We start from the raw sequence: 13,618 nt of genomic DNA, 5'->3' as shown, positions 1-13,618 counted from the left end.
TCAGCCAGTAGCAGAAAACTAGTTTTAAAAAACCCGCTGCTGAAAAGAATGTTTCCTTTTGATGCTCGATACACTATGAAGAGGTGATCTAAAGATGATAACCATTAGCTTATGTATGATTGTGAAAAATGAAGAGGAAGTGCTGGCAGACTGTCTTTCTTCTGTTCAAGACATTGTCGATGAGATGATTATCGTTGATACGGGATCAACAGATCAAACGAAGGAGATCGCTCATTCTTTTTCAGCAAAGGTACTGGATTTTGAATGGGTGCAGCATTTTGCAAAAGCACGCAACTTTGCTTTCTCACATGCAACGAAAGAGTATGTTTTATGGCTCGATGCTGACGATGTTCTGCTTGAAGAAGACCGCCAAAAATTGCTTCAGCTTAAGAAAACACTTGATCCTTCGGTGGATGCTGTCTCAATGTTTTATCATGTGGGATTCGATGAAAACGGTCAAGTCAATTTCAAATATAGAAGAAATCGCCTTGTGAAGCGTTCGTTGAACTTTCAGTGGTACGGGGCCGTTCATGAGTTTCTTCAAGTGTATGGAAACATTTTCTCAGCCGATATCGCTGTCACACATCAAAAGCGCAAGAAAACAACTGCTGGTGAGCCTGGGCGCAACTTGCGAATTTATGAAGACATGCTGGCAAAAGGAGAGGATATGACACCCCGTGATCTCTTTTATTTTGCCAATGAATTAAGAGACAACGGGCAGCATGTCAGGGCGATTCGTTTTTATCATGAATTTTTAAACACAAAACAGTGCTGGATTGAGGACGAAATTCGCACATGCCAATATTTAGCGGACTGCTATTATGCGGTAGGTTTCGAGGAATCGGCCTTATCCTCATTATTACGATCCTTCTTATATGATCAGCCCCGGCCAGAGTTTTGCTGCCGGATCGGGGATCATCTAAAAATACAAAATAAACATCAGGCGGCCATCTTTTGGTATGAGCAGGCGCTGAAGGCTCCTGAAAACGAAACAGCCTTCACACTTACACAATATAAAACGTGGTATCCTCACCTTCAGCTTTGCTACTGTTATTATCAGCTCGGCGACCTGGAAAAAGCCAAAATACATCACCATGCCTCCTCCGCCCATCATCCAACTCATCCAAGTGTCCTGTACAATGAAAAAATATTTGCTGAACAGACATAGATCGTCTGTCACCACATCCGCCTTCGATTTCACGGCGGATGTCTCTTTTTATATACTTATTCGGTTTTGACGTTTAATACTTTAGTGATTTAAAGCGTTTTTCAACCAATTGACTAAATTGTCATTTGCGCATATACTAACATTCGTCTTACGAAAAGATTTATCCATTAGGAGGTCAACATGAGTTCTTTATTTCGAAAAAAATCTCTCGACCAGCTCATGCTTGAAAGTCAAACAAAGCGGCTCAGCCGTTCGTTGAATACGTTTGATTTAATCTTGCTTGGCATTGGCTGTGTGGTCGGGACTGGAATCTTTGTCATTACGGGGGTTGCTGCGGCAAATGATGCGGGACCTGCGATTATTATATCTTTTATTTTGGCTGCGATCGCATGCGCCCTTGCTGCTTTTTGCTACGCTGAATTCTCCTCATCCATTCCTGTGTCAGGAAGCGTCTATACGTATTCCTACGCAACACTTGGGGAATTTCTCGCCTTCTTAATGGGCTGGGATCTCATGCTGGAATATGTTATTGCGCTCTCTGCTGTAGCAAGTGGATGGTCGTCCTATTTTCAATCACTGCTCAGCGGATTTGGCCTGCACATACCGAAGGCTTTATCAGCTGCACCTGGAGCCGCTGACGGGGCCGTCTTTAACCTTCCAGGCGCACTCATTATTTTGCTCATCACCTTTATCGTCTCAAGAGGCGTCAAAGAAAGTACAAAGCTGAATAACATTATTGTGCTGATCAAAATTGCCATCGTCCTTCTCTTTATCATCTCAGGCTTTGCTTACGTCAAACCTGAAAACTGGACACCGTTTATGCCAATGGGCTTCCATGGCGTGATTGCTGGAGCGGCAACTGTCTTTTTTGCTTACCTTGGATTTGATGCAATCGCTAATGCATCTGAAGAAGTTAAAAACCCGCAAAAGGCGATGCCAATCGGAATCATCGGTGCGCTCGGTGTTTGTACGATTTTATACATCGGGGTTTCATTTGTCTTAACAGGCATGGTTCACTATACGAAGCTGAATGTCAGTGATCCTGTCGCTTTTGCTCTTCAAGTGGTTGGCCTGAATAGTGTCGCTGGCATTATATCCGCAGGTGCTATTATCGGGATTACGACAGTGTTAATTGCACTTGTCTACGCTCAGGTTCGTTTAACCTTTGCCATGAGCCGAGATGGACTTATGCCGAAAATCTTTTCAAACGTTCATCCAAAATCTAAGACACCGGTTGCCAACACTTGGCTGACAGGCGCTGTTGCGTCATGTATCGTTGGATTCGTCAACTTATCAACACTTGCTAATTTAGTCAGCATCGGTACACTTGCGGCCTTTACGGTGATCTCTATCGCTGTGATCGTACTCCGGAAAAAACATCCGAATATGAATACAGCTTTTAAAGTACCCTTTGTCCCTGTCCTTCCTATAATTAGTGCGGTCATTTGTATGATCTTGGCTTTCACACTGAAATGGGAAACATGGAGAGCCTTCCTCATCTGGATCGTCATCGGTGTTGTTGTCTATTTCACCTATGCAAGACGAAAAAGCCATCTTAATGAAACACATTAGAAAAGAGACACGGGGTTCCCGGTCTCTTTTTTTTTTGCTTAAATCACGCTGTTTTTGACTGAATTTGAGTCCACCATATCTGGATCTAACACGTTTGAAATCGGAATGACAAGCGGTGAACAATCTCCATTGTCCTCACCAAAACCTTGATTCAATTTCATCGAGAGAAAATAATCAATCTGCTGATAAGGTCCTAGCGTCAGTGATGCACCCCGATCCATTGTATTGATTTTAAAAGCACCGACATTGACAACTGAGGGTGAAAATAACATCACACATCACTTCCTTTGAATGGGTTTAGCTGCTGGCGAAAAAGAGGCAGGTGAGTCCACTTGATCTCGATCATCTACATGGCTTTTTGTACCGACAAAACCGCTGGCATCTCCAAAATTCTGTCCGTAACCCTGATTTTTTTTATCTGAGTTTTGCCACTCTGCTAACAAATTTTGTCCGACATTCACCGCCGACGCATTTTCAAAGGAATTAATTTTTAACATGAAAATATTAATATTGATATACGGAGTTGGTTGAACCACAGATAAACCTCCTTTTTATAGGTATATGCAAGCACCCATCAAGTATGTTAACGGGAGGTCTTCACATGGACTTCGAAAAAATGAAGCAGTGGATGGATATTGCCCAGCAAATGCATGGAGATGATTTTTGGAAAATGATCTTCGATGATGAGCAAAGATCCCCCTTTATGGCAAACGGTCCATCTCCATTTACATTCACACAGCAGGATCAGCGGGGATCAGATGCGTCGTTTCCTCCAATCGACATGGTGGAAACCCATGCAGAAATTCAATACTTAATTTACTTGCCTGGCTACCGAAAGGAAGATGTTCAGGTGTTATCATATGGTGAATATTTGGTTGTGAAAGGACAGCGTTTTTCCTTTTTTAACGAGCAGGACTTTCGCCAAAAGCAAGGGAAGTATGGGCCGTTTGAAAAGAAAATCCGCCTTCCAGAAATGATTCTTGGTCAAATGAATGCTGCCTTTAAAGACGGTGTACTTTACATCCGCCTGCAAAAAGATGAAGGAAAAGCAACGGCTATCATCATAGATGACGAATATTGATACTCACTGCGTCTATTTGATCACGATCATCAATTGTTTCAATTGGCAGGATCGTGATCACGCCATCAGCATTCTGTTCCCCAAAGCCATTGTTTCGTTTGATCGTACTGCAATGATTGCGAACAAACGTCGAGCCAAACGTCATAGATGATCCTGTGCCAATCGAATTCGTTTTCATATGAGCAATGTGAATCTGAGTAGGCAGCATGTGCGTCTCCCCTTTCTTGTCATCTCTATAAGTATATATCAGATAGCTTTTCCATAGACTAGAGTAAGGCGGAAGAAAAGGTTGTGGTCTACTTGAAACATTTCATTCAATCACTCTTAAAAAAAACTGAATCCAATCCATCCCCATCTGTCATTGAGCTAGAAAAAAGGCTCGCCGCTCTTGAGCAAAAAATGTCTGCACCAGCTGCTCCTGTCTCAGAGGATACACACATCCATATTGAATCCCTGCGCGTGGACAAAATTGATTATCATTTAGAATTTGGGGAGCTTTCTATTGACCAGCTTCAAGGCAGGCTCAATATTGGGGCAACCTATTACACGCCAAAGGACACATGCATCAAAAAATCCGCACAAACACCGAAGCCAAAAGAAACAAAAACACCGGTTGTCTCGATTCGATCAAAGCCTTCATCTTCTTAAAGCGCTCAGCTTTTCAGCACGACCGGCAGCCAGAAATAGACCGCAAGAACAATCACCACAATACTGATGATATTTAACCAAAAACCCGCCCTGACCATATCAGATATTTTCAGCACGTCCGCACTAAAGACAGCGGCGTTTGGCGGTGTGGAAATCGGCAGCATAAACGCACAGGAGGAAGCCAAAGCAGCCGCGGCCATTAACCCATATGGCTCGATTCCAATCGCAAGACCAAGCCCTACCGTTATCGGAATAATCATATTGGCGACAGCCGTATTAGACATAATTTCAGTCATAAACAGAATCGCTCCCGTTAAAATAATCAACAGCATGATATACGAAAGCCCGTTTAAATGCTGTAAATTTTCTCCGATCCATCCTGTTAGATTGGTTTCTGCAAATCCCGTAGCGAGCGAAAGCCCTCCTCCAAACAAAAGCAAAAGCCCCCACGGCAGTTCTTTCATATCCTGCCATTCTAATATTCTCTCTCCATTTGTTGCTGGGATGAGAAATAACAGCATGGCACCGAAAATGGCGATAGACGTATCAGATACGGTCACCCCTCCAAAAAAAAAGAGCTTAAAAATCCATAAGAACGCCGTCATGAGAAAAACAACAAATACCCATTTTTCCTCTCTTTTCATTTTTCCTAAATCCTCTAATCCCTTTTGAATGAACGCTGCACTCATTTCACCTTTGTGTTCTACCTTGAACTGTACCCTCGTCAAATACAAAAATAAGAGAATAAGCAAAATCATCGCAACAGGAAAACCAAACAAAAACCATTCGAAAAACATAATCTCTCGATCTAGCAGTTTTTTTGACATCGCAGCAAACACCGCATTCGGCACAGACCCGACAAGTGTCGCCAAACCTCCAATTGACGCAGAATACGCTACCGACAATAAAATGCTTTTACTAAATCGATCAAGAGATGGACCAGATAAGATTTCATTTGTCTTGACCTCTTTAATCACTGCAAGGGCCACTGGCAGCATCATGAGTGCTGTCGCTGCATTCGAAATCCACATAGATAAAAATGCAGTCGCAATCATGACACCTAAGACAATGCGGTCACTTCTTGTGCCAATCACCCTTAAAATGTGTAAAGCCATTCTTCTATGTAATTTCCATTTTTCAATGGCAATTGCGATCATAAATCCTCCCATGTACATAAAGACGATCGGATCTCCATAAGACCTTGATGCCTGTTCCATAGAAAGCCCGCCAAGTGTCGGCAGCAAGATGATGGGCAATAAAGATGTAGCAGGAATGGGCAGTGCTTCAGTCACCCACCATGTAGCTGTCCAAGCTGTAATGCCCAAGACTACCCTCGCAGCATAGGTCAATTCATCTTCAGGTATGAGAAAAAGAACGAGCAAAAAGAGTGTCGGTCCAAGAACAAGTCCAATCAAATTCACCTTTTTATAAACGATAACAATTCCCCCCCTATTGAAAGCGCTTGTCATATTTTTTCTAACATTCGATGATCTTTTAAGAAATCCTTTAAATCATAAGAAAAAATGAAGATATCTTTCATGATGAATAGCTGTTATTTTACTCCCATTACCCAAACAATGACATGATGCCTTGGTCTATTTTCATAGGAGAAACTATACAAATCACGACCAATCACTGTAAAATATAGAGGATCTAATCAAAAAATTGAGGTGTTTTCATTGTATACGGGTCAAAAAAAATCATTTTGGAAACAGAAAAAAGTCATCATCCCTCTCCTTAGCATCATCGTAGTCGCTGCTGCTTTCTTTTTCTTAAAAGATACTCTTTTCTCAAAAGAAAAAGAGGCTTTAAAAGCCGCTCAAAGCTTTACGAAACATATGGAGAAGAAAGACTTTACGAAGCTGGCAGATGAGGTGACAAGTGCATCTTTGAAAGCCAATGACTTTTCAAAGAAACAACTAGCCGAAAAATACGACAATATTTTCAACGGCATTGGTGCTTATGATCTGAACATATCAAAGCTCAACGTTGAAAAACAGGACAAAGGAGATGGGTATCAATTCTCCTATGATGTAACGATGAAAACGTCTCTTGGCAAGCTGCATAAGCTGTCTTACAAGGGCATTCTCACCGAAGAAGATGACAAGTGGAAAGTGGACTGGAAACCAAATCTCATCTTCCCGCAAATGGAAAAAGGAGATACCATCAAGGTCAAATCTGACCCAGCTGTCCGCGGAAACATTGTCGACCGAAAAGGACGTACGCTCGCAGAAACAACTGGTGGAAACGCACTTGGCGTCATCCCAGGTAAGCTCGGAACAGGAGAAGAAAAAGAACGCAATATCAAAAAGATCAGCAAAGCTTTTGATATAGAGGAAGAACTCATCAACAATCAGCTGAAACAAGCATGGGTCACAGACGACACGTTTGTCCCGCTCAAATCGATGTTAAAACAAAAGCCAATTCCAAAGGACGTAAATGGCGTTACCTATCAAACGAAGGAAATGCGCTACTATCCATATAACAAAGCCGCCGCTCATCTCACCGGATATGTCGGAAAAGCAAATGCGGATGATATCAAAAGAAATCCAGCATTAAAGGCGGATCAAATCATCGGCAAAACCGGCCTTGAATTCACATTTGACAAAAACTTACGGGGACAAGATGGCGGAAGCATTCTCATCGTCCATGATGAAACAGGCATTGAAGAAACATTACAAAAATCAGATCGAAAAGATGGAAAAACAGTGAAGCTGACGATTGATGCTTCTTTACAGAAAAAATCCTATGATCAGTTGAAAGGTGAAAAAGGGGCCGTCACAATCATGAATCCATCAACAGGTGATCTATTAGCACTTGTCAGCACCCCTTCCTACGATGTCAATCTCATGACAAACGGGATTACACCTAAGCAATATCAGGCATACAGTGAAAATCCAGACCTTCCATTCCAAGCTCGATATGCGAGCCGATATGCACCAGGATCCACATTCAAAACCATTACAGCCGCCATTGGGCTGGAAACAGGTGTCACAAAGCCCGACAAAGTCCGTACCATTCATGGACTGAAATGGCAAAAGGATCAATCTTGGGGAAATTATCGCATCACACGTGTTCACGATAAAGAAAAAGTAAATATGGTCGATGCCCTTGTGTACTCAGACAATATTTATTTTGGACAGGAAGCACTCGAAATCGGCAAAGACACCTACGAGAAAAAAGTGAAAGCATTTGGGTTTGGCGAAGACTTACACATGCCATTTACAATGAAGCCTGCACAAGTATCGAACGATGGTATTCAATCGGATATCTTACTGGCTGACTCGGCGTATGGCCAAGGCGAATTACTCATGTCACCGATTGAACAAGTACATGCCTATTCTCCATTTGCTACAGGAGGCAAGCTTGTCTACCCTCGAGTGATTCAAGATGAAAAAACAGCATCACCAAAACAAATCATCAAAGAAGGCTCGGCAGACACAGTGAAAGACGCATTGACTAAGGTCGTGACCAGTCCAAACGGAACAGCCCACTCCTTACAAATCGAAGGAGCGGATATTGCCGCTAAAACGGGAACGGCAGAATTAAAAAGCAAACAAGGTGCAACAGACGGCACTGAAAATGGATTTTTACTTGCGTTTAATCCTAAAAAAGAAGATTACGTCCTCGTCGGCATGATCGAAGGGGTGAAAAACCGCGGCGGCAGCGGACTCGTCGTTCAAAAAATGAAGCCTGTCATTGCTTCTTTTTACAAATAACTCTTTAGAGACACAAGCTCAATCAAATGCTTGTGTCTCTTTTTTTCTAAATCATGACAATTTGCTATTGTTTTATAGTTCACCTTATGAATAAAATGAGAAGAATGAAAAAATCAGAAAACAGATAAATGAAGGGAGGAAGTCTCATTGGCCATTGCTGCTCGTACAAAGGATAAACCTCAACATTCTGTTACCGGCTCAACGGTTTATCCCATCTTATTGATTATTGGTATTTGTCATATGCTGAACGACACATTACAAGCCGTTATTCCTGCGATGTTCCCTATTTTGGAACGCTCAATGGGGCTGACCTTTACACAATTAGGGCTGATTGCTTTTACATTAAATATGGTCTCCTCCGTGATGCAGCCAGCTATTGGGTGGTACACAGATAAACGGCCGATGCCTTATGCACTTCCGATTGCTTTATTTTCAAGTGCTGTCGGTATATTCGGACTCGCGTTTGCTCCGTCGTTTGCCACCATTCTGCTTTGCGTTGTCTTTATCGGACTTGGCTCTGCGATCTTCCATCCAGAGGGCTCCCGTGTTGCCAACATGGCAGCTGGTCCAAGACGAGGACTTGCACAGTCCATCTATCAAGTAGGCGGGAATACAGGTCAAGCCTTTGCTCCGCTTATCGCTGCATTAATGCTCGTCCCGCTCGGTCAGACAGGCGTGGCTTGGTTTACGATTGTTGGAATGATGGCGGTCGGTTTTCTTCTTTATATTTCAAGATGGTACGCAGGAAGGCTTCAAACCATTCGGGCCGAAGCGAAAAAAGCTCCTGCAAAAGCTGTCAGATCTGATATTCATCGTAAATCAGCACTCATTGCACTTGGCATTATCGTCTTTCTCATCTTTGCTCGCTCTTGGTATGGAAATGCCATTTCGAATTTCTATGCGTTTTATGCGATTGAACAATATGGTTTGACGATTAAAGAATCACAGACTTATATTTTCTTATTTCTCATTCTAGGTGCAATTGGGACATTTTTAGGCGGGCCGCTTGCAGACCGCTTTGGCAAGAAAAACGTCATTTTAGTTTCCTTATTGGCATCCTTCCCACTTGCCCTGCTGCTGCCATTTGCCGGACCCGTTTTTGCTTATGTTTTACTCGGGCTGATTGGGCTCATTTTGACATCAAGCTTCTCTGTCACCGTGGTTTATGCCCAAGAACTATTTCCCGGGAAAATTGGCACAATGTCTGGTTTAACTGTTGGGCTGGCGTTTGGTATGGGTGCAATCGGATCGGTTGCCCTCGGCTCATTCATTGATGCCTTCGGCTTAACACCTACCATGATCGGTGTTGCCTTTTTACCGATATTAGGCATCCTAGCCTTCTTACTTCCTAGCGACCAAACCATCTCCAAATGGAATGAATCATAAAAAGAAAACCGCTCAATAATGAGCGGTTTTTTCATCTCTCATAAAAATGCGTGTCAGGAACATGCTTCTTCGCAATAAATCCTTGCTTAAATTCTGGAAATACCTTTTGTACCTGCTTAATCTTTTGATGAACCAAGTCGGCATACGGAATATACAAATGATCCACAAGCTTCTGTTCTTTCATATAATAATACCAATTAAGGTTAAAGGTATTCTCGTCAATGATCGTAAAGGCAGAAAAATGATAGAACAAGAGTGGACATTCGTCGAGATACATATCTCCTTTTACAACTGAAAGCTTGTAGTTTTCAATGTTCCAAATCGCCGCATTGGCTCCTTTAGATGCAACGATATGAACCCCTTCAAAATCATCAACCCATCTTTCCACATACCGCTGATCTCCGTACGTCTTTTTTTCTGTATCCATTTCTACTGTACAATGGGCCAGACAGTTTTCTTTCCATTGCGTGACTGCCTGTTTGGCAACATCTGTGTTACGGCAGCCTACAAACCCTGTATTAAAGCGGCCAGACAGCTCATAAAAATGATAGAACCGCTTGGAATTCATATGATCCGTCAAAAATAAATGAGCGCTTGGATTTTCTGCAAAAATCGCCTCCGGATCATGATAAAAATACAAATCCGTATCCAGATGGGCCAGATAATCTGCATCTGAGGACTCAAGAATGTTGAGCAGAAAAGCAGGCTTTAATGTCCAGCAATACTCATGAAACGTTCGATCTTCTTTTGCCTTCCGCAGCGTATCATCTTCAATGTCCTCAAGCTGTTCATATTGAACATGCGGGTGAGGGAACTCCTTTAATACCTTATAAGCCAAAGGGTCTGCACATAAAACGGACAGCTTGAAGGCATGCGCGTTTTGTTCAAGCGAATGAATCAGCGCCAAAAGCTTAAAAACATGGGTATTCGACACAATGGTTGTAAAGTGATAAGACGCCATTTACAACACATCCACTTGGAACAAATCAACGCGCAACAGCTCTTTCGTCAGCCCTTGAATGGCTTCTACTAGCACCATGCAGCCATACTCCTCACGTGCAAGCTGCGCCGCTTCTGCCAGCTTTTTCAAAGGAACATGCTTGGCTGTCAACATATCTTTTTTATCCCGCTTGATGCCTACATTCCGTTCTGTGATCAAATGAAGCAGCTCTAAAAAATAGGATAACAGGTCATCAAATGCTGGATTCTCACGCAGCTGCCGAACTTCTTTCACAATATCATTTGTCACAGTGTGAGAAAACGGACCAGAGAAAGCCAAGTGGACATCAATGGAATCAATATTGTTATACTTCTCACACATATACAAAATGTTGTATTTGATGTCATCAAATGACGTTAAATTACTTGGATGCTCTTGATGCACACTCATGATATCCTCTCGCAATTCAAAGGAGAGACCAAGCTGATTCAATCGAATCCCTAAATCATAATCCTCAAATCCGTACCGAACGATATTTTCATCAAACATCCCTAATGCCATGACATGCTTACGTTTAACAGAGGAGTTATTTGTAATAAAAAATCGCCATGGCAGCTCATAAGAACCTAAATCATAGTGGTACGTTTCCAAAATGTCTTTCAGAATATCAATAAACTCAGACTGCAAATCGAAGCTTTTCTCTAAAAATGCACCATTTTCGACTTCTTCCAATGATAAAAGAGGCGTTTTGTCCTCCATTTTCCGTTTATACAGTCCTTGCTTTTTCAACCGCTTCATATGATCCTTATCAAAAGCTTTGTAAAAATAGCGATAAATCCGCTTCCAGCACACACCGCAAATGACAAGATCCTCCCTGTCAGCATGAGCCTCTGCATGCTTTTGAATAAATCTCGGTTCTGCCAGCATATCACTGTCATGAAAAATGAGCAGATCTCCCTCCGCCTCGCGAATGGCATGATTACGCCCCTTTGCAATCCCTTGATTGACAGGAATACGCACCTTTTTAAATGGGAAGTTCACCTCAATATTCTCGAGCATTTCCATCGTGCCATCCGTTGAGCCATTATCGGCAACAATGACCTCAAATGGAATATCTGTTTCCTGAAGCGTTAATGAAAAAAGGCTTCCTTCTAAACGCTCTTTGGCATTATAGCTTGGAATAATGACGCTTACCTTTGGCTTTTCGTTCATGCGTCATCCTCCTCCCGTTTGGCATAGCCGTTAAACAGCGGATCGACCTGCTCCACAGATTCAATCACATGGCGAAGCACTTGCCGATAGGCTTCTTGGAAAAACGGCAGGTCATTTCGTCCTTTTTCATGAATTTGCTGCATCTCATCCTTGCTCACAATCCGAAAGCCGCTGTAATGATAGCAAATGAGCGGGTGCCCATCCTCCAGAAGAATACGTCCATTCTCTTCCCGATAAGAATGCTGCCCATAGTTCCAATGACCAATATTCACGCCTTTTGTCTCAATATCTTCTACTTTGTCAAACAGCCTCGGCATATGATCTAGATATCCTTGATCGCCAAACTTGCCTTCTCCCGGTGCATTTTTACATTCTTTTAAGCATTCTTCTTTCCACCAGCTGAGGCATTTTCGTCCGGCTTCATCTCCTTTAAAATGCAGAAAGCCTGAGTTATAGCGTCCTAAAAGCTTCTGAAGCATCCTCACTTCCTCTGCATCAAAGCTTGGAATGACAATATCCCCTCTCGAAATTAAAACAGAAGCATTCGGCTGATGTTGAAAAATCACCTGAGGGCTCTCATAAAAGAACAAATCCGCATCAAGATAGGTCACGCTCTCTGCCTGCTCCTGTTCAAATAACCACTCAATCCAAATCGGCTTTAAGGTCCAGCAATATTCCGATGCATCCCGTTCCTCTTTTTTCTCCAGCAGCTCTGGTGTTTCGAGCTCCCGTACATGAACAAGATCCACATGCGGAAAATTCATTTGATGAAGCAAATCAAATGCAGCATCATCCATGCATAACGTCTTGATGACAGCATCATCTTCTACTTGCTTCAACGATAAGAAAAACGCAATGGCTTGATAAAGTCTTCCACTTGAAAGAACCGTACAATATATGCTGTTCATCTTTTTACACCTCTATTTTTGAAAGAATTCGCGGTACCATTCAATCGTCTTCTCTAAGCCTTCATCAATGGAGTAATCAGGCTTCCAATCAAGCAGCTTTCTCGCTTTCTCTGCTGACAAATATTGATGCTTAATTTCATGTGTTCCTTGGTTGAGAATACGAGGCTTCAGTTCACTTCCCATTGCCTTTAAAATCTTATCCACAAGCTCTAGCACTGTCAGCTGAATCTCGTTACTAAAGTTAAAGGCTTCTCCCGCCAGCCCTTTTTCCTCCATCTTCTCAGCTAGCAGTAAATAAGCCTTCACTGCATCTTCAATGTAGAAATAATCACGAATAAATGTCCCGTCACTTCTAATTTCCGGCGCCTTTCCTTCTAACACAAGCTGAATGGTTTGCGGAATGATTCTGTTGAAATTCAAATCTCCGCCTCCATATAAATTACCGCAGCGTGTAATACAAACTGGAAGACCATATGTGTTGTAGTACGTATGAGAAATGAGATCTGCACAGCTCTTCGAGACATCATACGGGTGTTTCCCGTTTAACGGCATGTCTTCATCGTATGGCAGCTGCTCTTGATCACCGTAGGCTTTGTCACTTGATGCCACGATCACTCGTTTGATCAGCGGCTGTCTTCTGCATGCCTCCAGTACATTCCATGTCCCTAAAATATTCGCTTCAAATGTAGAAACAGGATGTCTATTTGCGACTCCAACAATGGCTTGGGCGGCCAAATGGAAGACGGTGTCAATTTCATATTCTCCTAACGCACGTTCAATCGTCTGCATATCCTCTAATGCACCTTGCACCACATTCATTTTTTCAAATTGACTGCCTTGATATAAATTCGATCGAGGCACCTGATCACGCACAAGTCCAGTCACGTTTGCCCCTTGATCAATCAATTCCTTAACGAGATAGCTCCCTAACAGCCCTGTACATCCAGTTACAAATACGTTCTTTCCATTCCAAAATCCGCTCAT

General features: G+C 42.5%; 14 protein-coding genes. 6 read left to right on the top strand and 8 right to left on the bottom strand.

Annotation, left to right across the window (positions count from 1 at the left end; all coding sequences use genetic code 11):
- The first annotated feature begins 94 nt into the window (after positions 1 to 94).
- Positions 95 to 1,168, top strand: a complete 1,074-nt coding sequence (locus MHB67_RS03575) for a glycosyltransferase family 2 protein (RefSeq protein ID WP_103132311.1) — start codon at positions 95 to 97, stop codon at positions 1,166 to 1,168.
- 180 nt (positions 1,169 to 1,348) lie between these two features.
- Positions 1,349 to 2,740: an amino acid permease gene (locus MHB67_RS03570; RefSeq protein ID WP_025092665.1), complete on the top strand. Its 1,392-nt coding sequence runs from the start codon at positions 1,349 to 1,351 to the stop codon at positions 2,738 to 2,740.
- Between the two features lie 38 nt (positions 2,741 to 2,778).
- Here the strand turns inward: MHB67_RS03570 and MHB67_RS03565 are convergent, their stop codons facing one another.
- Both MHB67_RS03565 and MHB67_RS03560 read right to left on the bottom strand, forming a co-directional pair.
- On the bottom strand, positions 2,779 to 3,012 hold the full coding sequence (locus MHB67_RS03565) for a hypothetical protein (RefSeq protein ID WP_103132309.1): 234 nt from the start codon (positions 3,010 to 3,012) through the stop codon (positions 2,779 to 2,781).
- A gap of 6 nt (positions 3,013 to 3,018) precedes the next feature.
- Positions 3,019 to 3,276, bottom strand: coding sequence for a hypothetical protein (locus tag MHB67_RS03560; RefSeq protein WP_003213975.1), 258 nt, complete (start codon positions 3,274 to 3,276; stop codon positions 3,019 to 3,021).
- Positions 3,277 to 3,341: 65 nt separating this feature from the next.
- On the opposite strand from MHB67_RS03560, the gene MHB67_RS03555 reads away from it, so the two are divergent.
- On the top strand, positions 3,342 to 3,821 hold the full coding sequence (locus MHB67_RS03555; RefSeq protein WP_024424582.1) for an Hsp20/alpha crystallin family protein: 480 nt from the start codon (positions 3,342 to 3,344) through the stop codon (positions 3,819 to 3,821).
- Here MHB67_RS03555 and MHB67_RS03550 read toward each other — a convergent pair.
- Positions 3,802 to 4,029 carry a hypothetical protein gene (locus MHB67_RS03550; protein ID WP_039177063.1) on the bottom strand — a complete coding sequence of 76 codons (228 nt, stop codon included), beginning with the start codon at positions 4,027 to 4,029 and terminating at the stop codon, positions 3,802 to 3,804. The genes MHB67_RS03555 and MHB67_RS03550 overlap by 20 nt on opposite strands.
- Positions 4,030 to 4,121: 92 nt before the next feature.
- On the opposite strand from MHB67_RS03550, the gene MHB67_RS03545 reads away from it, so the two are divergent.
- Entirely contained in the window at positions 4,122 to 4,469 is a 348-nt protein-coding gene (locus tag MHB67_RS03545) for a hypothetical protein (protein ID WP_282569463.1), read from the top strand.
- Between the two features lie 5 nt (positions 4,470 to 4,474).
- Here MHB67_RS03545 and MHB67_RS03540 read toward each other — a convergent pair whose 3' ends face one another.
- Positions 4,475 to 5,938 (bottom strand): DASS family sodium-coupled anion symporter, encoded by a 1,464-nt coding sequence (locus MHB67_RS03540; protein WP_342492794.1) that lies wholly within the window; start codon positions 5,936 to 5,938, stop codon positions 4,475 to 4,477.
- A gap of 210 nt (positions 5,939 to 6,148) precedes the next feature.
- Between MHB67_RS03540 and MHB67_RS03535 the strand changes: the two genes are divergently transcribed.
- Positions 6,149 to 8,188 (top strand): penicillin-binding transpeptidase domain-containing protein, encoded by a 2,040-nt coding sequence (locus MHB67_RS03535; protein ID WP_342492793.1) that lies wholly within the window; start codon positions 6,149 to 6,151, stop codon positions 8,186 to 8,188.
- A gap of 147 nt (positions 8,189 to 8,335) precedes the next feature.
- Positions 8,336 to 9,574: an MFS transporter gene (locus MHB67_RS03530; RefSeq protein WP_095407927.1), complete on the top strand. Its 1,239-nt coding sequence runs from the start codon at positions 8,336 to 8,338 to the stop codon at positions 9,572 to 9,574.
- A gap of 31 nt (positions 9,575 to 9,605) precedes the next feature.
- Here MHB67_RS03530 and MHB67_RS03525 read toward each other — a convergent pair whose 3' ends face one another.
- Genes MHB67_RS03525 through MHB67_RS03510 form a run of 4 tightly spaced genes read right to left on the bottom strand, consistent with a single transcriptional unit; the run spans position 9,606 to position 13,618 of the window.
- A complete protein-coding gene (locus MHB67_RS03525) occupies positions 9,606 to 10,535 on the bottom strand; it encodes a putative nucleotide-diphospho-sugar transferase (RefSeq protein WP_024424577.1) in 930 nt (309 codons plus the stop codon).
- Positions 10,536 to 11,726, bottom strand: coding sequence for a glycosyltransferase family 2 protein (locus tag MHB67_RS03520; RefSeq protein WP_024424576.1), 1,191 nt, complete (start codon positions 11,724 to 11,726; stop codon positions 10,536 to 10,538).
- Positions 11,723 to 12,634, bottom strand: a complete 912-nt coding sequence (locus MHB67_RS03515) for a putative nucleotide-diphospho-sugar transferase (RefSeq protein ID WP_103132305.1) — start codon at positions 12,632 to 12,634, stop codon at positions 11,723 to 11,725. The genes MHB67_RS03520 and MHB67_RS03515 overlap by 4 nt, the downstream gene beginning before the upstream one ends.
- 12 nt (positions 12,635 to 12,646) lie before the next feature.
- Positions 12,647 to 13,618 carry a GDP-mannose 4,6-dehydratase gene (locus MHB67_RS03510; RefSeq protein ID WP_025092661.1) on the bottom strand — a complete coding sequence of 324 codons (972 nt, stop codon included), beginning with the start codon at positions 13,616 to 13,618 and terminating at the stop codon, positions 12,647 to 12,649.

Source organism: Bacillus sp. FSL H8-0516 (assembly GCF_038635285.1).
In the GTDB taxonomy this organism is placed as follows: domain Bacteria; phylum Bacillota; class Bacilli; order Bacillales; family Bacillaceae; genus Bacillus; species Bacillus safensis.
This window is presented reverse-complemented; position numbering and strand designations above follow the sequence as displayed.